Raw genomic sequence first — 21993 nt, forward strand, 5'->3', positions numbered from 1 at the left:
ACCGCACGAAGGTGCCTCACCGGCCGCACAGTGCGAAAATCGCAGGCCCTCCTTCCCCACGGAATCCGTCCATGTCCAAGACCGCACTGATCACCGGCGCCACCTCCGGCTTCGGCGCTGCCGCTGCCCGTCGTTTCGCCGCCGCTGGCTGGAAAGTGATCGCCACCGGTCGTCGCGCCGAGCGCCTGCAACCGCTGATTCAAGAATTTGGTGCGGACAAGGTGCATGCAGCGGTCTTCGACATCCGCGACGCCGCTGCAATGGCATCGGCACTTGCCGCATTGCCGCCGGCCTTCCGTGACATCGACCTGCTGGTCAACAACGCCGGTCTCGCGCAGGGCACTGCCGCCGCGCAGAACGCCAGCCTGGAAGACTGGCGCACCATGATCGACACCAACATCACCGCGTTGGTGACGCTCACCCATCACCTGCTGCCACAGCTGGTCGCACGTCGTGGCGCCATCATCAACATCAGTTCCACCGCCGCGCTCTATCCGTACCCCGGCGGCAATGCCTACGGCGGCACCAAAGCGTTCGTCAGCCAGTTCTCACTCGGCCTGCGTTCGGACCTGCATGGCACCGGTGTGCGCGTGACCGCGATCGAGCCAGGCATGGCCGAAACCGAGTTCACGCTGGTGCGCACGCATGGCAACCAGGTTGCATCTGACCAGCTCTACGGCGGTGCCAATCCGATGACGGCCGAAGACATTGCCGAGCAGATTTTCTGGGTGGCGACCTTGCCGCCGCATTTGAACGTCAACCGTTTGGAACTGATGCCGACCAGCCAGTCGTTTGCGGGGTTCCAGGTGGCGCGGAGCTGAGATCGCGAACTGCGTTTTCTGAGTTACAAAGAAAAACGCCGCGTCGGTTACCCGATGCGGCGTTTTTATTTCCGATTAAAGCCAATGCGCAGTGCAGAAGTTCCCTCACCCCAACCCCTCTTCCGTTTACGGGAGAGGGGCTTTTGAGTTTTGCTTGCTCTGTCAGGCCAGCGGCTCATCCGACAAATACGTGTAGCCGGTCAGGCCTGCTTCCAGTGCAGCGTCCAACTCTGCGGCACGCTCGGCCGGCAGATCGGCCGCAGCAACGCGTTCGCGGTAAGAGCTACGCAGGTCCGCCAGACTGTAGCCCACGTAATCGAGCATCACGTCGGTGGTGTCGCCACGACGCTGCTGCGTGATCACATAGCCATCGGCGTCGACCACCACTTCCACGGCGTCGGTATCGCCGAACAGGTTGTGGATGTCGCCGAGAATTTCCTGGTACGCACCGACCAGGAAGAAGCCGATGCGATAGCTCTCACCGTGACGCACGGCGTGCAACGGCAGCGAGCTGTCCAGACTTTCGTTCTCGACGTACGTCTTGACCATGCCATCCGAATCGCAGGTCATGTCGGCGATGATGCCGCGACGCTCCGGGCGTTCGTTCAAGCGCTCGATCGGCACGATCGGAAACACCTGATCAATCGCCCACGCATCGGGAATGGACTCAAACACACTGAAGTTGACGAAGTACTTGTCGACCAAGCGCTCGTTCAATTCGTCCAGCGCCGGGCGATGGCTCTTTTCGTCGTAGCTCAGGCGCGCACGCACGGCGTTTGCGATGGCATAGAACAGGTCATCAATACGCGCACGCTGCGGCAGATCGATCTGGCCCAGCGCGTAGGCCGCCAAACCTTCGGCATGGAAATGCTGTGCTTCCTGGAACAACTCCACCGCCGGGCGCTGGTCCAGTTCGTCATGGATTTCACGCAGATGACGGACCGCTGCCGGCTCGTCGTCATGCGCTTCGGGCACACGGCCTTCGGCGGCCTGCTCCACTTCAGACACATTGGCGATCAGCACCGCGTGGTGCGCGGTCATCGCGCGGCCACATTCGGTAATGATGCGCGGCGGCGTCAGTGCATGCTCTTCGCACGCTTCGGCCAGTGGCTGCACGATGTTGCTGGCATAGGAATTGAGCCCGTAGTTGATCGAGCAGTAGCTGCGCGAACGGGTGCCTTCGTAATCGATGCCCAGGCCACCGCCCACGTCGACATGGCTGATCTTCGCGCCCAGGCGCGACAACTCCACGAAATAACGCGTGGCCTCGCGCATGCCATTGGCGATGTCGCGCACGTTGCTGATCTGGCTGCCCATGTGGAAATGCAGCAGGTTCAGGCAGTCGGCGTATTCGGTGTCACGCAGCGCTTTCCACAGGTCCAGCAGCTGACGCGGGGACAAGCCGAACTTGGCCTTGTCGCCACCACTGTTCTGCCACTTGCCGGCGCCCAACGATGCCAGGCGCATGCGCACACCGATACCCGGCTTCACGTCCAGCGCCTTGGACTCTTCCAGCACCAGCTTCAGCTCGGAGGGCTTCTCGATGACGATGTAGGTCTGCAGGCCGAGCTTGCGGCCGATCAGCGCCAGACGAATGTATTCGCGGTCCTTGTAGCCGTTGCAGACAATCAAGCCGCCCGGCCGGCTCAGCGCCAGCACCGCCATCAGTTCCGGCTTGGAACCGGCTTCCAGGCCGAAGCCTTCGCCGTGATGACTGGCCAGGGTTCCGGCCACGCCTCGGTGCTGGTTCACCTTGATCGGGTAAACGGCGGTGTAGCCGCCCGGATAGTCCCAGTCGGCCTGTGCCTGCGCGAACGCGGTCTGCAGTTTGCCCAGGCGCTGGCCCAGGATGTCCGGGAAACGCACCAGCAGCGGCAGTTTGGCGCCAGCCGCACGGGCCGAATCCACAATCTGCGGCAGCGAAACAACTACCCCTTCGGCACCGGCAGGGCGCACCACGACGTGCCCGGCGGCATCGACGTCGAAATAACCATCAGACCAGTGGGGGATCGAATAGGTTTTGCGGGCCTGTTCGAGGGACCAATCGCTCATCGGCGTAGCAACTCTCAGCTGTGGATAAATAAGGACGCGCATTCTAACGCCTGCGGGGCAAGGCTCCGTTACAATCCGCGACCGCGCCTTCCCCCCGTTCCGCACGGAAGGGGTCGCTGGGGTGAAAGTACGGCTGAAACCTTGTTCTGACAGGCTTTGCCCGTCCCCTCATTCGCCCCTCTGGGGCACCTTCTCCTGCGGATGGGAGAAGGGAAAAGTCCATCGCATTCAGGAATCATCATGACCTCCAACGAAAACTGGTTCACCGAGCACTTCCAACCGACCGGCTCGTCCATTGGTTTCCGCATCACCGGCAAGCTGGACGAAGTGCAGTCGCCGTTCCAGAAAATCGAGATCTACGACAGCACCGACTGGGGCAAGTTGATGGTCATCGACGGCGCCATGATGCTGACCAGCAAGGACAATTTCTTCTATCACGAGATGATCAGCCACCCGGTGCTGTTCACCCACCCGGCGCCCAAGCGCGTGGTGATCATCGGCGGCGGCGATTGCGGCACGCTGCGCGAGGTGCTCAAGCACTCGGGCGTGGAAAGCGCCACCCAGTGCGATATCGATGAGCAGGTCACGCGCATGGCCGAGAAGTATTTCCCGGAGCTGTGCGAATCCAACGGTGACGTGCGCGCCGAACTGCTGTTCGACGACGGCGTGGCCTATATGGCCAACTGCGCCCCGGGCAGCGTGGACGTGGTGATCGTGGATTCCACCGATCCGGTCGGTCCGGCCGAAGGCCTGTTCAACAAGGCGTTCTTCGAGAGCTGCTTCCGTGCGCTGAAAGACGATGGCCTGCTGGTGCAGCAGAGCGAATCGCCGCTGGCACTGCTGGACCTGATCAAGGACATGCGTTCGGAAATGGGCAAGGCTGGCTTCCAGTCGTTCAAGACCCTGCCCTTCCCGCAGCCGTGCTACCCGACCGGTTGGTGGTCGGTGACCGTGGCCAGCAAGCAGGCCGGTTTCGGTTTCGGCTTCCGCCAGGAAGATGCCGCCGCCAAGCCGTTCGACACGCTGTACTACACCGCGCCGCTGCATACCGGCGTGCTGGTCAGCCCGCCGTTCGTGGCCAAGGCGCTGGGCGAGTAAATCCGCCTCGCTGCAAACAAAAACCCCGCTCAAACGCGGGGTTTTTTGTACCTGCCAGGAGCATGGCGTGGGTAAATGCATTGCCTGCGTCGCTTGAAAAGCCCCGCACGCGCTGCGTTTACAGCGCCCAGATGCCGGCAATTACCGCCACCACCAGGCCCCACTTGATCGTGTGGTACGCAAACGCGCTGCGCGCGCGCAGTGCCTTGGCCTTCAGGCGGATCTTGTACACGCCGCCAAATGCCTTGTTGACCCCGCCCGTGGGGTCGCCCGGCAAGTTCGGCGAGGCGCCACCCGCCAGCAGGGTGGCTGCCACCGCGCGGTTGAACAGGGCCGGCAAGCCGAAGCGCAGCGGGCGGGCGATATCGCAGAACAGGATCACCCGGTCCTGATCAGTGTCGTTGTGCGCGTGATGGATGTAAGTCTCGTCGAACATCATCCATTCGCCATCGCGCCAGCTTTTGCGGATGCCATCCACCTCGATGTAACAGCGGTCATCGTTAGGCGTGCTCAGCCCCAGGTGCAGACGCAGCGACCCGGCGAACGGGTCGCGATGCGGGCGCAGTTCACTGCCCGACGGCAACTGCGCGAACATCGCAGCACGCACCTCGGGAATGGACTCGATCAATGCCACGGTCTGCGGGCACAACGCCTTGGCCGACGGGTGCGAAGGGCCATACCAGCGCAGGTAAAAGCGCTTCCAGCCTCGCCGGAAAAACGAGTTGAAACCGGCGTCGTTGAAGCTACTGGCAGCGGCGATTTTCTCGGCGTCGCGCAATGCCACGGCCTCATCGCGGATCAGCTGCCAGTTCTGCCGTAATGGCTCCAGCTGCGGAAACTCTTTGCCCGGGTCCAGGAACGGCGTGGTCGGCACCTTTGAGAACAGGTACATGACCACGTTGATCGGCGCCATGAAACTGGAATGGTCCAGCAACTGCCGCGACCAGCGCGCGCGGACCTTGCCACGGAAATGGATGTAAAGCACGCAGGCCACGAACAGGGCTGCCAGCACGAGCTTGATCATTCGACCTCCCGGCCGTGGCCGGAGTCAGGAGACAGGGGAGCACCCTCGGCCGAGCGCAGACACATGGACGCCGGGGTGCGGACAAACATGGGGCCAGCACCCGCCATAACGAGGGTGTTGCCAGCGCAACGATGCTTTCTGCCGCCAGTTTCCTACATTTTTTTTACATTCAGCAATTGCCATACCGTTCAGTTTTATAATTCGCGGCATATTCCCGCCCCCTGCGGGCACCGCAAGACCGGCATTTCAAGACGCTTTCTGCGCCCGCCGCGTCAGGAAGATTTTCATGAACACACTGCCCACTTTCGACGGCGATACGCCGCTCGTTCCTGCCAATCAATTGCTCAAGCGCGGTGAGCGCCTGCTCGAGCCGGATGTTTACCGCATTCAGCTTGAAGGCCGTCCCGCGGTGGTCAAGGACTACCGCCGCTATCAGGGGACCCCGCTGTCCCCCATCGCGCGCCTGTTGGTGCGCCATGAAGCCAAAGTCCTGCGCCGGCTGCAGGGCTGGAAGCATGCCCCGGCGCTGCTCGGCACCCTGGGCGGGCTGGCGCTGGGCATGGAATACATCCCCGGCGATACCCTCACCGCCAGCGTCCAGGGCGTCAGCCAGGAAGTCTTCGACCAGCTGCAGGGCGCACTGGCACGCCTGCATGCGGCCGGCATCACCCACAACGACCTGCACGGCACCAATGTGATGGTCAGCGCCGGCGTGCCTGTGTTGCTGGATTTCACCTCGGCGCTGCGCTGGCCGCGCTGGCTGCGCAACAACCCCATCACCCGCCAGCTGCGCCGCAGCGATATGAAGAACCTGGTGAAAATGCGCCAGCGCCTGACCGGGCAGCGTCCGTCTGCCGAGCAGGCGGCTCTGCTGGCCGAACCAGGCTGGGTGCAGGGTCTGCGCCGCGTCTGGAAGCGGCTGTATCGGCAGATCAAGCGGCAGGATTGACCTGCCCTCAAGGCGGAGAACCTACCTCTGCCAGCCCTTCTCTGGGTTTCCCCAAAGGAAGGATTTAAAGGCTTCGCGCCGGAATATCTGCGCGTGATGACGGTTCTGCTGCTCCCTTTGGCGCAGCCAAGGGGAGTGCTGAGGGCGGTTCAAGCAACCGCCGGACCCCCGCTCGCCGGGGTCCCATTCCAAGCGACGACCGTTGAATCAAAGCGCGTCGGCGTCCACTTCGCCGGTGCGGATGCGCACCACGCTGCCCAGGTCGTACACGAACACTTTGCCGTCTCCGATCTTGCCGGTGCCTGCGGCCTTGACGATGGCTTCCACCACTTCGTCGGCCTGGGCGTCGGTGACAGCCACTTCGATCTTCACCTTGGGCAAGAAATCGACCACGTACTCAGCGCCGCGATACAGCTCGGTGTGGCCCTTCTGGCGGCCAAAACCCTTGACCTCGGTGACAGTGATGCCGGCCACGCCGCGCTCGGCCAACGCTTCACGCACGTCGTCCAATTTGAACGGTTTGACGATGGCCATGATCATCTTCATCGGTCGTTTTCCTCTGGGAATCTGCGGGCAGGATACCGTGGACACACGCTGACCTGAGCATCCACGGTTGCGTGTCAGCACTGACGTTACGGCTTATCCTTACGGCTCGCCATTACGGACACCGATGCGCCGCAAAAGCCAGGCCTTATAGGCTCGGCCAACCCCTGCGGAGAACTGCCATGATCGACCTCAAACACATCGATGAACTCGCCCGTCGCCTCAGCGACCTGGTGCCGCAGGGGCTGCGCGATTCCCGCGAGGAACTGCAGGCCACCTTCAAAACTGCCCTCCAGGCAGGGCTGACCAAGCTGGACCTGGTCACCCGCGAGGAGTTTGAAGTGCAGCGCGCCGTGCTGTTGCGCACCCGCGAAAAACTCGACGCGCTGGAACAGGCCGTCACTACTCTGGAAAACCGCACCACCACCCCGCCCAACGCCTGAGCCAGGCCATGAGTCTGGCGTTGGTGCACAGCCGCGCCCGTGCTGGCGTGCACGCACCGGCGGTGCAGGTGGAAGTTCACCTGTCCGGCGGCCTCCCGTCCACCCAGATCGTCGGCCTGCCCGAAGCGGCGGTGCGCGAGTCGCGTGACCGCGTGCGTGCCGCCCTGCTTTGCGCTCAGTTCGAATTCCCCGCGCGCCGCATCACCATCAATCTCGCGCCGGCCGACCTGCCCAAAGAAGGCGGGCGATTTGATCTACCCATCGCCCTAGGCATCCTCGCGGCCAGCGGCCAGATTGACCGCGCCACCCTGGCCGGCCATGAATTCATCGGCGAATTGGCACTCACCGGCGAACTGCGCGCAGTCGATGGTGCCCTACCTGCCGCCATCGCAGCCGCCGCCGAACAACGGACCCTGATCGTCCCTGCCGCCAATGCCGGCGAAGCCGCGCTGGCGCAGCACGCCAGCGTCAAAGCGGCGCGCACGCTGCTGGAAGTCTGCGCGGCACTGGCCGGCGACAAGGTCTTGCCGGCGGCGCAGCTGCCCCCCATGCAAGCGCTTGCCCAACCTGACCTTTCGGATGTGCGCGGCCAGCTGCAGGCCCGCCGTGCGCTGGAAATCGCAGCCGCGGGGGGCCATCACCTGTTGCTGCTCGGCTCCCCCGGCTGCGGCAAGACGCTGTTGGCCTCGCGCCTGCCAGGCATCCTGCCTGAGGCCAGCGAAACCGAAGCCCTGGAAGCAGCCGCCATCGCCTCGGTCAGCGGCCGCGGCGTGGACCCTGGACGTTGGCGACAACGGCCATTCCGGTCTCCGCATCACACCGCCAGCGCGGTGGCCTTGGTCGGTGACAATTTTCAAAGTAAACGCGAACGGATCAAAGCTGTGCGACTGAACGCCAGTGAAGGGTCGCTGGAAATGGCACGACAAACCAATGACATAGACAGACGAATAGCTGGACTGCGTGTTCAGCGGCCAACGAACTATAGGCAGGCCTTCGCTGTCGGCAGGGATCTGAACTGCACCTTGAGGGGCGCCGCCGGCGGATCTTTCGCAGCACGACATCGTATGCAGCATGAGCCGGCGAGGAAATTGCCACAACAACGCAGCAATGGAGAGCTTCTTCCAGCTATTGAAACGCGAACGGATTAAGCGGCGGATCTACAGCAATCACGACGAGGCACGCGCCGATGTCTTCCAGTACACCGGGATGTTTTACAACCCGACACGGCGACACGGTTCCAATAGCGAGCTGTCCCCGATAGAGTTTGAACGGCAGTACGCACTAAACGGCTGAAGAGTGTCTACAAAAGCCTGGGCGATTCAGCCTAGGAAATCCTTGGGGACTCCACAACCACAGCGTAATGGGCAGCCAAACGGCAGTGATAAGTTAAGGCATCCCCGAGCTCCAAACCGGCCAACAAGCGATCTATCTCCAATCCCCGAGGCTTGTGAACGAGCACGTTGTATGCGCCGAAAAATTGATGAATAATTCATTCATTAATTCATAAATGTGGCCCCGATGGCGCGCGGCAGACCACCAGCAAGAGGGGACGACCAGGCCATGCATGCACTGCGTGACATCCGCCGCTGCGTAGCTGAAAACAACCTTACGATTGCGGACCTTGCGCATCATTCAAATACCAGCGAAGCATCGGCATGGCGGGCCCTAAATACTGAGCCCCCCAGATGGACCAAATCATTCATTAAAATTCAAGAATTCGTTAAAGAGCAAAGTGCGAACTCCCCTTCAATACCCCCGGGATTGGTGGCTGCTGTGAATGAGGCATCTAAAGGGAAGCGGAATGCAACTGCCCGACTGCTTAGAGCTCTGGCAGACATGTTAGAAGAAGGAGTTATTTGATGACTTTGGAAGTCAACAACAGCGACACCGCCCAATCTGAGGGGTTTAGCCCGACTACACAGGTCACCGATGCCCGCGCTCTTAAGCGAGCTTTGGGCGCGTATTACACACCCGATCACCTAAGCGCAGTTGTCACCAGCTGGGCCATTCAGGACCCATCTGATCGGGTCTTGGAACCTGGCTTCGGCGGATGCGGGTTCCTCATGGCGGCCAAAGTTCGCTTGGAAAGCCTAGGCCAACGAAATGCCCACGAATATATTCATGGCTGCGATATCGACAAAGCTGCCTTCGATCACCTAAGAGAGGTTTTTAACGCAACCCCTTCCGAGGAGCACTTCCCTCATATCGACTTCCTGCGCACCCAACCAGGCTCAAGTTGGGAGGGGGCTCGATTCTCTGTCGCACTAGGCAACCCACCGTATGTTTCCTATCAGGCACTGGGTGAAAAGCGAGCAACGTATCAGGCAGCGCTGGCCACATCCGGCTGGCCCGGACTCTCCGCTCGGGCCAGCCTATGGGCGTATTTCGTTCTTCACGCCCTCTCCTACTTGGAAGAGGAAGGGCGCGTGGCATGGGTGTTGCCAGGAAGCCTCATGAGAGCGGACTATTCCAAGTATGTGAAGCACATCTACGCATCTCATTTTTCAAAATCCGCCCTTTTCCATGTACATGAACGCTTATTTGGTTCCGCCGGCGCCGATGAAGAGACAGTGGTTCTGGTAGCAGAGGGCTATAGCGCGATCCCTTATGACAGAGGCGCCGAGTTCGGAATCACAGAGCGAGCCGTAGAAACCGTAGAGGATCTTGCAGCGGCCTTGGCAAATTGGAGCGCCGAGACCGATATTCAACAGAGCTGCCAGCCTCGGGCCGGCAAACTTCTACAAGCGATGAACAAGCTCCCAACCTGCCCTCTCGGTGACTTGCTAACTGCGAGAATAGGCTTGGTCACCGGCGACAATGCATTCTTTCTCTTTTCAAAGCAACGCGCACATGATGCAGGCGTCCCGCTCGACTTACTGACACCCGTCTTTGCCAAAGGGGCAATGGCCCCAGGCCTCAGTTTCGGAAAGCCGGAAATCCATACTGCGCTCAGCGCAGGTCGCCCGTGCCTCTTACTCTCGTGGGACGGAACCGGCCGGCCGAACACCGCTATCGAACGGTACTTACAGTCTTATCCCAGCGAAAAAATTGCCAAGGTAAGCACTTTCAAAAAGAGGCGAGTGTGGCACGACCCCATACAAGCTGAAGTGCCAGACGCCTTCTGGCCAGTCATGCGCGATCTCGGCCCCAAGCTCGTCTTGAACCCTCAGAAACTGCACTGCACGAATACCATTCACCGAGTCTTCTTCAAGCAGGGACTAGCTGCTATTCAGAGAAAGCAGATAGCTATCTGCCTACAAACCTCTTACGCACAACTTTACGCTGAGATCTGCGGCAGATCATATGGCTCTGGTGTGCTCAAACATGAACCAAGAGACGTTGAGCAAATCCGTATCCCCTGGCCCAATAGCCCAGATGCCAGCCACACCAGAGATACTTTTACCTTGCTCGACATGGCGCTACGCTCTGGCAAGAATCAAGAGGCGATGGATATCGCGGATAACTACGTGGGCATCTATGCAAAATTAGCTTATGGACAGGCCCAACGCACCGCAATCAGAGAAGAACTGATGGCGGCCCGCAGGGCCCGGATGCCAATCGGCAACAGAAATTACCAGCTAATTACGTAGCTTTATGCATTCGCCCAAAGACCGCTAAGAACTGTATCCGATCTAATGTTAAGAAATTTCTGAATCTTTTCGAGGTATACGGACAAACACATCCTTTCAGACTGAGAAACGTACTCACACCAAGTGGGATCCCGCCGAATTTTCTCCGTCCATTCGTCGGTGTAGAAATTGGCAGCTACGGCTTCCAGCAAAAGGATCAGGTCCATGGGGGCATGTGCCCATCGCGGCTCCTTGAGCCAGAAGTCATTCGCCTGATTGGGTACATGCCCACCAAATTGAAGATGGTAAAGCGGTCCGTCTTGGTATTGCCCCTTGCCCTTCAAGTTTGCTTTGTCAAAGTGCCATCTCGCATGATACTTATTTTCCACGCAAGCTAACTGAAGGGCTATATCGAGATGCTGAAATCCTTCATCTAGCTTCGAATCAATAACGATCCTGTCAACAGACACAACCGGGCGGAAAATGATCCCGCCATCTGTGATTAAGGTTCTAAAGGCGAAGGGATATTCCCTGTCAACAGTTATTGCCCAGCCATCCCCAAGCTTCTCCTGCCTCAGCAGATCTGATGCCAGGGCCTGAGCCGCAGACATAGACTCAACCTCGAGGATTTCCGCTCTCACGAGCTTCTCTGTATTGATTCGAATGGCCTCAGCCATCTGCTTAGCAGTTGGAATCATGCGACCTCCGGTCGCAGCTCACCAGAGCGCAAACGCCTAGCAATCACTTCGTCGCCTCCATCGACCTGAAGAGGATAGTCATCATCATGCGAACTTCTGTCCTCTTGAATCCTGTCTTTCTGTACGCACCTGTAGCAGATCCGCAGACGCCTCACGAAGCTAGGAAGGCGACTATCGAAACAAGCTAGCGAGTGGCCCAAAGAGGTTGGCTGTTTGCAGCAAGCGCATGCAAATGAAGGCTTGTAGGAACTCCCGCTCGTCCAGGGGTCCTTAGCAGGTGAAATATCTACTCCAAGATACTTTTTCAGCTCCTCACACCGCTCTAAAGCAGTAAGTTTGTTCGGCGCAAGCGAAAACTGCTCGCGAAATAGCGCGTCGACCAACTCTGACCACCACAAGTTGCGGCACTCCGAAAAAACGCCACTGTACTTACTAGCGGCTAACCAAGCGTAGATCGCTGCCTGCGCTTGCTCATCGGGCGTAGCGAGACCCAACACTGCATACAAGTTATCCCGATCAATAAGCAAGCCTTGGCGCCTCACCACGAAATTGATGAGATAGCGAGCAACGATGTGAGGGTATTCGGCTTCTTCCAAAGCGACCTTAAGCTCCTGCCAATCAATCAGGTATTCAAACCCCGCATCCAAACCAAAGAGCGATACGCCGCCATACTTTCCGTCGGCTGCCTGCAGTGACTGATAGCCTTTAGCAAGCCCCGCTAGGACTCTAGATGAATCGTCTTGCTTAGCAACCTTCGGCTTGATCAACTTCCAATCAAACAGATCATGCGCGGTCTTCTCCGGCCTGAAAAGTTTTCTGATCTTCTCCTCGGAGGAAATCAGCACAATCGGAAAATCAATAACATTTGGGCGATCCAATCTATCTCTCAGCTGCTGCGCCAATGGCGCCGCCCTATATCCAACAGCGGGAGATTCCGCATCGATTGCGTACTCATCCAGTCGGTAATCAAGAATGACAAAGCTCGGCCTGGCATCAATAATTTTATCTGCCAGTGAAAGCATGTTCTCCTCTGGTGGCACCACTACTATATCCAAGCCCTCAACGGAGAGCTTTTTGACCAAAGCCTGCACGTCCGCGGGCTGATCATCAACATAGATTCCTTTCACTTTCTCGTCTCCCATTCAAAGCGTATGTTTAGCGGGGTCAAACCTAGGGAGGCGGAACTCAAATGCCGTCGAGAATCCCTCATCAGGTTTGGCAAGCTGCACACTGCCGCCATATGAGCTGGCGATGTCACTGACAATTCGCAGTCCCAATCCCGTTCCAGATTCTTCGTCGTCTTCCTGCCCGCCAGAGGTGGTGAAGAAGGCGTCAAAGATTCGATCTCGATAAGCCTCTTTTACACCATCCCCATTATCTTGAAAGCGCAGAACGATGAATTTCCTTTCTCCTGTTGCACTCAAACTTATCTGCGGCTGCGCAGGCCGCGCACGTTTTATCGCCTTAATCGAATTGGAGAAGAAGTTAAAAAGAATCGAATCAAATTCACTGCGATGCATTGGGCAGGTTCGAAGGAACTCATCCGCAATACAAACCACAATTTCGATTCCTCGCGCAGCGGCGTAACTCTTGAACTGATGTTCAAAGGTCTCGCAAACCGTGCTGACCACTAACGTACGCAGCTTCCGTGACTCACTTTGCTTAGTCAGACTTCCTAAATATCCACCAAGTTCGGAGATCCGACCACTCCCTGCTGCTACGTGGCTTGCTTCTAATCGGGCTTTCGCTGGGAAGGTGCCGCCGACCTCATCAATGATGGCAAGCAAGTTATCGACTGCAGCCTCCAAGCTAGCAGTCGAGGCGGATACCTCATGGGAAAAGACGGCAATTGAAAGCCCTAGCGAGGCAAGAACGCGTAGCATCGCCTCGTACTTCAGCGACTCCTCGCGCTCCTCTTGAAACTTAGCCTCAAAGTCACTGGCAACTGAGAGGATCTCTTCGATTGCAGCATCGGAGTCGGCGACACTCTTGGCCTCTCTAATACGCTCGACAATTTGCGACACCCGGGTATGCAACGAAGAGGACGGTTTGGCAGAATGATTTTTTTGCCCTGCAAATACTTTCCTTTCCCGAACGGATCCTACTCGCTTTGCAGCCCACCATAGGCAGTCGTGAACAAACTTGACCAGCATTTGGTAGTGGGGTCCTTCCAAGAGGCCTTCACGACTTGCGGTTTCATCCAAACCCGGATTCTTCTCAGCAGAAACATGGACCTGTCCCACGAAGTTTGGATTGTTTGCTGGGACCAGAATCGCGCGGCGCGCGGTCTCACTAGCCAGATTGAGCCAATCGTTACCTTGCTCGCCATACGGCGATACGCGGAATCCATTTCTATACAACTTTATCCCACCAAGTTCTCTTGCGAGATTGGTCGCTTGTCTAACGTTCGCGCCAGGCATCGATTTGCTGTCGAAGATCAGATAGTGAGCTTCCACCCTGACCGGACCAAGACCCGCCAGCTCTGGAATTACATAGCTTTCAGTTTCATGATGGTTGAGCTTTGAAGAGTCAAGCGTATAGGTGACCGTACCATCTGACGCCAAATCGCCTTGGATATGCGCGATAGCTAGTTTGGAGAACTCCGCCTCCAAAGAAAGATTGATTTTTGCACCACGGGCGTCCTGGGAATCAATAAAGGCTTGGAACCCTGGATCAACCTGCTGACCTGATTCTCTCCTACCGTCGTCACCAAGAACTGGAGACTGCAGTTGGAACAGCATCTTCCAAGCCATCCTTATTGAGTCAGCATTCCAACGATCTCTCAAACCTACGATTTTCAGCGTGGTTCCGTGGTCTTCTGGTTTTTTTGAGAACTCACTTACCTCATGTGTAACGAAAGAAAGCTCCAGCCCTCGGGTGAAGGTCTCATCCCAGTCAAATACAATTGAGTAGCCAACGGGTGATCCGCTGCGCCTGGTATTTAGCTCCAATCGTCGCCCAAGACGCTCAACAGCAAATCGACCGATGCCCTTTCGCCCAGCGCGTAGTCGGCGAAACCAGGTGGATCGCGCCTCATCTACTTTGGAATCCGTAGATAGCCTCATCCAACCGTTTCGGATTTCTTCCATGCCCATCCCCGCCCCGTCGTCGGCTATGGTGATAGACCCTTCGGATGAGCCTCTTGGGGGATCGATGTCGATTAGGACAACAGATGCATCTGCGTCATAAGAGTTCTTGACCAATTCAGCCAACGCCGTCTCTTGTTTGGCCACGAGCTCACGCCCAAGACGCTGAATGTGTGTGGCATCTACGGTGAAGCGTACCCTTGAATCATCCTGATCCAAGAGTTCATGGCTGAGTTGTGCGATAAGCAATCTGTCCGGCTCGTCCTTCCGAAGCTCGACGGAAATCTGCCTCGCAATCTCTGCTGCTGCTTCAGTGGCATCCATTACTCTTGTCCTGATAGTTGCTTTTTCCGAAGCCAAGATTTGGAATTGTCAGCGTGCCGGTTGGGCAAGCCAAACAATCCTTACTCCTGACTACGCCTAGTAGGCACTCTTCCACACGCTCAAGGGAAATTACCACGACTGCGTACGTCTATCCATGCCGCCTGACGCTGGAGGTCACCGCAGGCCATTGAATTTGGACAAATTTGATCGACCATGTGATTGGTTGCACCCGCTAGTGCTTCTCAAATTTGTCCGATAGTCCCTAGCGGCCGTGTAGCAAACCCGAACCATGCATTCGCACATAAAGTTTCTTCTAGACACGCCGATACCTATGTACGGCTCACTCACCCTGATTTAATAGCGAATCCAAGGAAGATGCTTTGGCTAAAGCTCTTGCGCGTACATCGGCAACTTCATCGATAAAGGCACCAAAGCTTATGGAGTTGGCCGCGATCGGGCCTGGTGAGTATCGGCTCAGCTGGCACGGCGCCATCAGTTCGGGAAGGCTCGAATTCCCTCTCAACTTTCAGATCGAAGTGCAGTTCGCCAATACTGCCGACCCTAAGAATGTTCATAACCTGACGCTTCCGCTTGGCGTATTTCCTCATCTTGCTGTTGGGACGTTGTGGACGGACGGCATCTACTCCGGGCATCAAAGTCACGAGGTGGCCCCTTTCGAGGTAACCGTTCAAAGTGGTAAAAAACTCCGCTGGATCCCGTATCGCCTATCTGACCTTGTTCCTGACTACCTAAGCTCCGAACATGGATTAGCTGGCTCTGCCTACTGCTTCTTGGTTCGAACCACAGAAGGCGACGAGTTGGTTGTACCAGTCGCGGAGATCCTGCGAGCCTGGTATTTTTTTGATAGTAATGTGATTCCTGCTGTAATGGCGGGCGCAATCACAAACCCGCATGTACTGTCTCACAGGCATCTACCTTGGATCTTTCAGGCAAGCTGCTTGCTCCCCGGCGGCGGAGCAAGGATCGTCCACAAGAACAGACTGACCGCATCTTCCGCAAAATGTCTTGCGCGACTTCTATTTGACGATGTAGCGCGAACCCGGACAAAGGAGATCAGTCACGCGATTCGCGGACAGCTTGGCACCACTTCCCTAGCGATTCCACTTCCAGCAGTCATGCCCCCGTTTTATGGCCCGGCCAAATGGATGGTTCGTTGCCAGCAGGTTAGTAGTTTGGGAAGCGCGCATCCTCGATTTCTGGTGCACCAGCTTCTGGCGTCAGACGACAACGTGCCGTATGAACCTTTGCAGCGCTGCACTGAGACCGATCTTCGCACCGGTGAAACCATTTCTGAAGAGCTTAAAACGATCTATCAGAAAGTCACGGAGAACATCTTCAACGATGACAGCATTGAGCTGTATGGCGGAGGCATTGACGAGACACTTAACAGCGTGCAGGTAAGTGGCCTAGCGTTTGGTAACAGCGCGCTGAAGGTCCGGACGGTCATCCCTCCGAAAGACATTCAAACGCACAAGGGAGCCTGGATAGATGACGGCAACGTCCGTGTCGATCAGGCCGGTGTTGATCCAACAGCTCCAGATCAAGCAGGTGTCCCGCCCGCATCCCAGACCAATACCGCGGACGATGAAGTCATAGCGCCCGAGAAGATCGTTCATGAGATCGAGATCGGCCCTTTGTTTGCCGAGGTGCTCGCACAGGTCTGCGCGCATCCGGAGCTACGCGGACAAGGCTGGCAAGATGATTTTCCCTTTGGTCAGTGCACGATCAACATCAATCATTTCAAATCCGATACCCCAAGAGGGTTCATCATCGGACGCTTGACCAATGGCATCCGAAGTATCTACTTGCTCGACGCGGAGACGTTCAGAAGCGAAGCCTTTCGTCTCGTGGCCTTTGAAATGAAGAACGGCGCGACACTATCTGAGTACCGACTCCGAACATGGCTTGGGGGCTTCCCAAGCTCGCCTGGTTGTCGCTGGTCGAATAGCGAGAGTGACAGTATGGGAATCGCTTTTGAACGGATGAATCACCAAGGCCCCAGCGACACTCCCGAACGTACGCGGGAACTATTCAAGTTCCGTCTAGTCAATCGCTTGCTTGACATGATCATGGCATAGAGAAAAATTAGTCCCCTTTTAGAGCTTATTTCTGTCGCCACCTTGCAAAATCCAGGCCGGTGGAGCCGTCGCCCCAGGCCTCGAAAATGAAACCTCACCCTGCGAAATCGCTTTAATAAACGCAACCGGCCACTGATCCATCACCTCTGCCAGATAGGAAAGCGCAACAGCGCGATCCCTAATACGCCAATGCTCGAATGCCTTAGTACTTGGCGCGATTGGATCCCCAAGGTGGCGTCTCGACTTGTATCGTACCCCTTCAGCCAGACCGCCAAAGTGCTTGTTCGGATAGAGAATGCTGATCAAGAACCTTAGTCCTTGGGAGAACTCTAGTGGCGAGAGAGCCCTCCCCCCAATCATGCGAATATGCCCCGCACTACTGCAGGTTAGAGCTCGCTGCAGAGAACGGGCCTGCATGGTGACAGGCAACTCCACCGCCGCCGCACGTAGCAGGTTGTAACCGCAGCCAGGGCAGGGCAATCGACCAGGATCTCCTAGGGCGATTCGGTGGAAAACAAAGGGCGCATCGCATTGCGGACATGCGTCTCGAAGCGGTAATTCATGCCGCGGGCAGTGCACCATCCAAGCCAGGCGCCAAACCAGCATTGCGCAGCCATATTCGGCCAAACAAAGCGGGCAATATGCCGAGCCGTGATGTCGGCGAACGCGGTGGTAGATGCCTGCCGGTGTGATCCAAGGCAGGACACTGCCGCCATATCCCGGAGCGAAAACGCGTCCTTCATAGCATCTGAGCACACTCTTGCGGAGATTTCGAAGCTTTATACGTGACTGATCTGAGGCCTCCGCCAGCAGACTTTCGGTTGCAAAGCGATCAATGTCCCGGGTCCATATCGGAACACCGCTAAAAGCACGCTGGGTGAAGCAGTGACCACTTAGACCATTAGCGAAAGCGCAGCGCGAGAGCCAAGACGAAAGGATCTCGCCGCGGCGTGGATGCGGATGCGCAACCCACTGCGGTTTGGTGCAAGGGCACACCTACCTGACCAAGCTTCGAATAGGGCGATCCTTGCGCCGGGAAGGCTTGATCCAATCCAAATTGCGGATGAGCTCCTCATCCAAGTGCTCCTTGCCAGTCTTTAGGGCCACGCCGACGGCCCTGCAGATCAAGTCGCGCGTCTCACCGATCAGTCCCTCGGACAGATCGTGGATTAGCCCTCCGAGCTCCCTAGACTGAAGCCTCGTTTTCTCTCTCAGTGGAAGTACAGACTCGAAGCTTGCCAAGAGCCGCTTGTACTCGCCGTCTCTCTTCCATGGATTGAGCCAGGTGGGTGAGAGACGATTGCTAAGTTGCTCATCTCGGCTCACTGCAACCTGCGCCTCGGCGGTGCCAAGCGTCACGATGGGGATCTGTAGCGTGTTGCTGAGATACTTGATGGTATCAATCAGGATTCTGCGCCGGTCATTGCGAGGCCCAAGAGTGTGCTGGAATTCGTCGATCATAAGCATACGACATTGCGCGACAGACAAATTTGCTCGCACCTGACGTGACTTCTCCGCAACAGAATCCTTAGATCGGAGCGGTTGTCGGAGGCTCAGCAGAATTTCCTCATAGAGACGCATCTCATCAGGATTGGGCGGCATTTCGATGCGCACGACAGGCACACGAACCGCCTCGCCGTCCGGATTGTCGTCCCATGGATGGCGACGTACAAATTCCCGGCCCAACGCCGTCTTGCCATTGTTTGAATCCCCAAGGATTTGTATTCCCGGCATCCGATGGCTGGGAGGATGTGCAAGCAAATCCTCCAGCTTCTCCAAGATGGCCTCCGCCTCGCCATAGGCAAACCAGCGCGGCTGAAGCATATAGCTCAACCGTTCCTGGGCACTCAGTGCGCGAATTGCAACCAGTTTGGACGTACCCTCTTCCATCATTTATGCGGATCCTTCCATGTCGAAAGGATCCAACTCTTCGTCGCCCCAGTCAGACTGCGTTGGTTCTGTTGGCAGGGAAATCAGGCTGACACCCTCCTGTGCAGATTCGTTCTGCTTAGTCCGCGTTCGTTGACGCTTCTTCTGTGCAGACTTTCGTGCCTTAACGCTAGTGCTCTGTGCTTGTTCGACCAACTTGTTCATCAGCTCGTAGGTTTCAAAGATCAGACACTCATCCACCTCGTCCCTTCCCTCTTTCTTCAACTGCAACTTTACTTCTCGCAGCTCCCATACCGACATGCTCGGATGCGACAAATTGCGATAGGGGATCGGGTAATAGCGTTTCGTATCGGGGTCGAGGAAGTACACAATGCTGATATCCCGTGGATCCTGTCTGATAATGAACTTCTGTGGCTTCTTGGTTACAGGATTCTTGCTCCTCACCCGGTTATCGAGCACCGGGTCGTAGTACTGGATACCGTCAATCTTCAAACCATACTGCTGCACCGTCCGCTCAATCATCGGCATGAAGTCGAGGCGCAGCTTAGCTGGGTCAGCCGGAGGTGGTGGGAGACCGCGGCCTGGTAGAAAACCGTCGCCTAGAAGCCCACTTTCATACATTCGGATAGGCGGGCGCTGAATGGCTGAGTGCTGCTTCTGGTGATAGACATTGCAAATGTATTCGGTCAGGTAGACCTCGAGCTCGGACAATGTCAGAACAGCTTCCTGATGCGGCGCATACTCCCCACGCTTGGCGATGCTGGAGAAGGTCGTTCCTGGAAGAGCATGCATCTCAGTGTTGAATGTGCCAATCAATCGCTCAATATGACCACCCCAGTTCGGTGTCTTGACTTTGCGCCACTCCACCCGAAACCGATGCTGTTCGGCCGCCCGGGTAATCATTGAGCTGCGGAACTCTTTTCCGTTGTCGGCATGGACAGTGTTGGGCTTACCGAATACCGGCCAAGTGGCAGCCACCTGAAGCGCTGCCAACCAACCCTCCTTTGGCAGAATGGCATGAACAAGACACATTCCGACGGACGTTTCACTCGGCGGATCCAGGGAAAGATAGAAACCGGCGATACATCGCGAATAGACATCTATCGCTACCGTTAACCAAGGGCGGCCAACATGTCGCCGATGCACGTCATCAACGATCACAACATCCAAAGGCGTATGGTCGATCTGCCAGACGGCCCCTGGGTAGTCCGCATTGGGAAATCTACCCGGCCTCGGCGCGTATTTATCATCAGCAGCTTTACGCCCTTGCCGCCGCTCCACGACTAGCTTGTCGGAAAGCTGGGCGATTCTGCGTCGAACAGTGCTCTCATGCGGCGGGGGTAGCTTGGATCGCCTACACCTCATCTGAATATCCCGCATCAACATTACGACGCTGATTCGCTGCTTAGCGAGGTATCGTTCACTAATCGCGTCGGAGATGATCGCGTCGGTGAAGCTGTCGATACGCGACTTCCCCCGACCACCATCCTTCTTTGCTGGCGCAAGGCTGGCAACGTTACCTGTGTTCTTGAGCATATTGACCCAGCGATACACAGTCGCGACGTGTACGCCTAAGCGGATCCCTATTTCCTCTGCATCGTTCCTACTAGTGGATCCTGATTGCAGCAGTGGAGCAAGCTCGGCAGCTCTCGTTTGGGCAACATCCCAGTCCTGCTCGGACAATCCTTCAAATCCGGAACTACTGGAGACCTCGTCATTCTTCTTTTGAAGAGAATCCAGTACTGCGGAGATAGCCAAGCGAGATCGATCGCCCGTATCGCAGTCAACAGCAAGGACAGAGTAGAGGTCGATGTATCGCAAGATAGCGTAGCTTCGCCCATCGACAGTTACTTCCGCGCCGACAGCGATCGGGTTATAGCCAGCTGCTTCACTCATGGAGCCATATCTCGGAGTTCATATTCAACGGGCATGTCAGGTCGGTATGCACGTAGCGGCATGCAACCAGATTCCACAGCGTAGTCAGAAGACGCGCCTGTTCCCAACGATCAGAGGAGCTCGCCTGCAGCAACGCCGTCGGTGTCGTAGGCCCCAGTCGCCTGAGACCCGCCTCGAGCAGCACCGTACCGATGTCATCAGGTTCGTCATAGATATAGGGGAGAAGGAACTTCGCGTTCCAAAGGAGCCCGCCATCTCGAATCTCGCGTTCGGTGATGATCTTGAACTCCCATCCAAATTCCTTGGCATAGCGACGTGCAGCCTGAAAACGAGGCTTATAGTCATTCCAGCGCAGCCGAAGCTCCTCGCGGTATTTCACCTCATACAGAATTCGGCGAGGATCTCCGCCATTGGTGCCGGGATAGAACGACACCAATACATCCGGGACATAGTCAGTCCCCGTCTTCTCAACAGGTAGGCGTACAGGCTGTGGATCCCAGCGTTGAACGTCCGGATTGAACTCCAGAAGGACGAAGAAGTCTCTTTCCAGAGAGGACTCGAACCTAGCAATTTCGTCATCGGGGAGCTTGGCTCCGGGCATCAACCCAGCCAAGGCGCGCCGCCCGAGACCGATTTTTCGTACTGGAGGCAAGGCTCGTGGGAATCCAGTCGCATCACTAAGCTGAATACTACATCCAGTCGCACGCTCTTTGCTGGCCGTTCGCATCATCTGTGACACGCACCCATCCATTCAATCCGTTGAAGCTGGGCGCAACAGTCGCACCTACTTGGAAAGTTGTCAGTCGGGGGCGGTTCGCATCCGCGCCCCGGGGAGATTTCGCTGGCGCACAACGGCGTCCTATTTCTTGACGAACTGCCGGAATGGAACAGGCACGCATTGGAAGTACTGCGCGAGCCGCTGGAGTCCGGCACCGTCACCATTTCCCGGGCCGCACGCAGCATCGAGTTCCCGGCACGGTTCCAATTGGTCGCGGCAATGAACCCGTGCCCCTGCGGCTGGGCCGGCGACAGCAGCGGCCGGTGCCGCTGTTCGCTCGATGCCATCAGCCGCTACCGCGCCAGGATTTCCGGGCCGTTGCTCGACCGCATCGACCTGCACCTGCAGGTACCCCGGCTGGCGCCGGCGGCGCTGCGTGGCGACGCGCCCGACGGGGAAAGCAGCGCCTGCGTGCGTGAGCGGGTGGCGCAGGCTCGCACACGGCAGCTACAACGCGCTGGCACCGCCAATGCCCATCTCACTCAGGCGCAGACGCTGCGCGACTGCCGCTTGTCCTCGGCCGACCACGACCTGCTGGAGCAGGCCATGGATCGCCTGCAGCTCTCGGCCCGCTCGATGCACCGCATCCTGCGCGTGGCGCGCACCATCGCCGATCTTGCCGGTGCCGCCGACATCCAGCGCAGTCATCTGACTGAAGCCATCGGCTACCGCCAACTGGATCGCAGCCCGCAAGACCATTGAAGTGCATCATCGGCACATTGC

Annotated in this window: 15 protein-coding genes and 3 pseudogenes; 9 read left to right on the top strand and 9 right to left on the bottom strand. The window is 57.4% G+C overall.

The features are described from left to right. Positions 1–71 precede the first annotated feature (71 nt). Positions 72–821: an SDR family NAD(P)-dependent oxidoreductase gene (locus tag PAN08_RS15190; protein WP_269792363.1), complete on the top strand. Its 750-nt coding sequence runs from the start codon at positions 72–74 to the stop codon at positions 819–821. A gap of 162 nt (positions 822–983) precedes the next feature. On the opposite strand, the gene speA is transcribed toward PAN08_RS15190, so the two are convergent. Further along, positions 984–2873: an arginine decarboxylase gene (gene speA / locus PAN08_RS15195; protein WP_269792364.1), complete on the bottom strand. Its 1890-nt coding sequence runs from the start codon at positions 2871–2873 to the stop codon at positions 984–986. Between the two features lie 240 nt (positions 2874–3113). Here speA and speE point away from each other — a divergent pair, with 240 nt between their 5' ends. Then, positions 3114–3971 (top strand): polyamine aminopropyltransferase, encoded by an 858-nt coding sequence (speE, locus tag PAN08_RS15200; RefSeq protein ID WP_269792365.1) that lies wholly within the window; start codon positions 3114–3116, stop codon positions 3969–3971. 118 nt (positions 3972–4089) lie between these two features. Here the strand turns inward: speE and PAN08_RS15205 are convergent, their stop codons facing one another. Then, the gene (locus PAN08_RS15205) at positions 4090–4995 is read right to left on the bottom strand and encodes an aspartyl/asparaginyl beta-hydroxylase domain-containing protein (RefSeq protein WP_269792366.1); all 906 of its coding nucleotides are present in this window, start codon (positions 4993–4995) and stop codon (positions 4090–4092) included. Between the two features lie 286 nt (positions 4996–5281). Here PAN08_RS15205 and PAN08_RS15210 point away from each other — a divergent pair, with 286 nt between their 5' ends. Then, positions 5282–5944, top strand: coding sequence for an RIO1 family regulatory kinase/ATPase (locus PAN08_RS15210; RefSeq protein WP_269792367.1), 663 nt, complete (start codon positions 5282–5284; stop codon positions 5942–5944). Between the two features lie 207 nt (positions 5945–6151). Here the strand turns inward: PAN08_RS15210 and PAN08_RS15215 are convergent, their stop codons facing one another. Beyond that, positions 6152–6490: a P-II family nitrogen regulator gene (locus PAN08_RS15215; RefSeq protein ID WP_057635941.1), complete on the bottom strand. Its 339-nt coding sequence runs from the start codon at positions 6488–6490 to the stop codon at positions 6152–6154. A gap of 179 nt (positions 6491–6669) precedes the next feature. Here PAN08_RS15215 and PAN08_RS15220 point away from each other — a divergent pair, with 179 nt between their 5' ends. From PAN08_RS15220 to PAN08_RS15235, 4 genes and pseudogenes are all read left to right on the top strand, one after another. Beyond that, positions 6670–6930 carry an accessory factor UbiK family protein gene (locus PAN08_RS15220; RefSeq protein ID WP_269792368.1) on the top strand — a complete coding sequence of 87 codons (261 nt, stop codon included), beginning with the start codon at positions 6670–6672 and terminating at the stop codon, positions 6928–6930. Between the two features lie 8 nt (positions 6931–6938). After that, positions 6939–8063 (top strand): annotated as a pseudogene (locus PAN08_RS15225) (magnesium chelatase domain-containing protein); the annotation flags it as partial. Further along, positions 7984–8223: pseudogene (locus tag PAN08_RS15230) on the top strand (integrase core domain-containing protein); the annotation flags it as partial. The pseudogenes PAN08_RS15225 and PAN08_RS15230, both read left to right, overlap by 80 nt. Positions 8224–8789: 566 nt before the next feature. Next, on the top strand, positions 8790–10520 hold the full coding sequence (locus PAN08_RS15235; protein ID WP_269792369.1) for an N-6 DNA methylase: 1731 nt from the start codon (positions 8790–8792) through the stop codon (positions 10518–10520). Positions 10521–10522: 2 nt separating this feature from the next. Here PAN08_RS15235 and PAN08_RS15240 read toward each other — a convergent pair whose 3' ends face one another. Genes PAN08_RS15240 through PAN08_RS15250 form a run of 3 tightly spaced genes read right to left on the bottom strand, consistent with a single transcriptional unit; the run spans position 10523 to position 14607 of the window. After that, positions 10523–11197 carry a hypothetical protein gene (locus PAN08_RS15240; protein ID WP_269792370.1) on the bottom strand — a complete coding sequence of 225 codons (675 nt, stop codon included), beginning with the start codon at positions 11195–11197 and terminating at the stop codon, positions 10523–10525. Continuing rightward, positions 11194–12324: a hypothetical protein gene (locus tag PAN08_RS15245; RefSeq protein WP_269792371.1), complete on the bottom strand. Its 1131-nt coding sequence runs from the start codon at positions 12322–12324 to the stop codon at positions 11194–11196. Before PAN08_RS15245 ends, PAN08_RS15240 begins: the two co-directional genes overlap by 4 nt. Positions 12325–12339: 15 nt before the next feature. After that, on the bottom strand, positions 12340–14607 hold the full coding sequence (locus PAN08_RS15250) for a sensor histidine kinase (RefSeq protein ID WP_269792372.1): 2268 nt from the start codon (positions 14605–14607) through the stop codon (positions 12340–12342). A 380-nt stretch (positions 14608–14987) separates the two neighbouring features. On the opposite strand from PAN08_RS15250, the gene PAN08_RS15255 reads away from it, so the two are divergent. After that, complete coding sequence (locus PAN08_RS15255; protein ID WP_269792373.1) at positions 14988–16706, top strand: hypothetical protein; 1719 nt, start codon at positions 14988–14990, stop codon at positions 16704–16706. A gap of 996 nt (positions 16707–17702) precedes the next feature. Here PAN08_RS15255 and PAN08_RS15260 read toward each other — a convergent pair. Genes PAN08_RS15260 through PAN08_RS15270 form a run of 3 tightly spaced genes read right to left on the bottom strand, consistent with a single transcriptional unit; the run spans position 17703 to position 21222 of the window. Further along, positions 17703–18599, bottom strand: a complete 897-nt coding sequence (locus tag PAN08_RS15260; protein WP_269792374.1) for a TniB family NTP-binding protein — start codon at positions 18597–18599, stop codon at positions 17703–17705. Then, positions 18600–20492: a DDE-type integrase/transposase/recombinase gene (locus tag PAN08_RS15265; RefSeq protein ID WP_269792375.1), complete on the bottom strand. Its 1893-nt coding sequence runs from the start codon at positions 20490–20492 to the stop codon at positions 18600–18602. It lies immediately after the preceding gene. After that, the gene (locus PAN08_RS15270) at positions 20485–21222 is read right to left on the bottom strand and encodes a TnsA endonuclease N-terminal domain-containing protein (RefSeq protein WP_269792647.1); all 738 of its coding nucleotides are present in this window, start codon (positions 21220–21222) and stop codon (positions 20485–20487) included. The genes PAN08_RS15265 and PAN08_RS15270 overlap by 8 nt, the downstream gene beginning before the upstream one ends. A 66-nt stretch (positions 21223–21288) precedes the next feature. Between PAN08_RS15270 and PAN08_RS15275 the strand changes: the two are divergent. Continuing rightward, positions 21289–21972, top strand: a pseudogene (locus tag PAN08_RS15275) (ATP-binding protein); the annotation flags it as partial. Between the last annotated feature and the right edge of the window lie 21 nt (positions 21973–21993).

The sequence above is a fragment of the Stenotrophomonas sp. Iso1 genome, assembly GCF_027497995.1.
In the GTDB taxonomy this organism is placed as follows: Bacteria; Pseudomonadota; Gammaproteobacteria; order Xanthomonadales; family Xanthomonadaceae; genus Stenotrophomonas.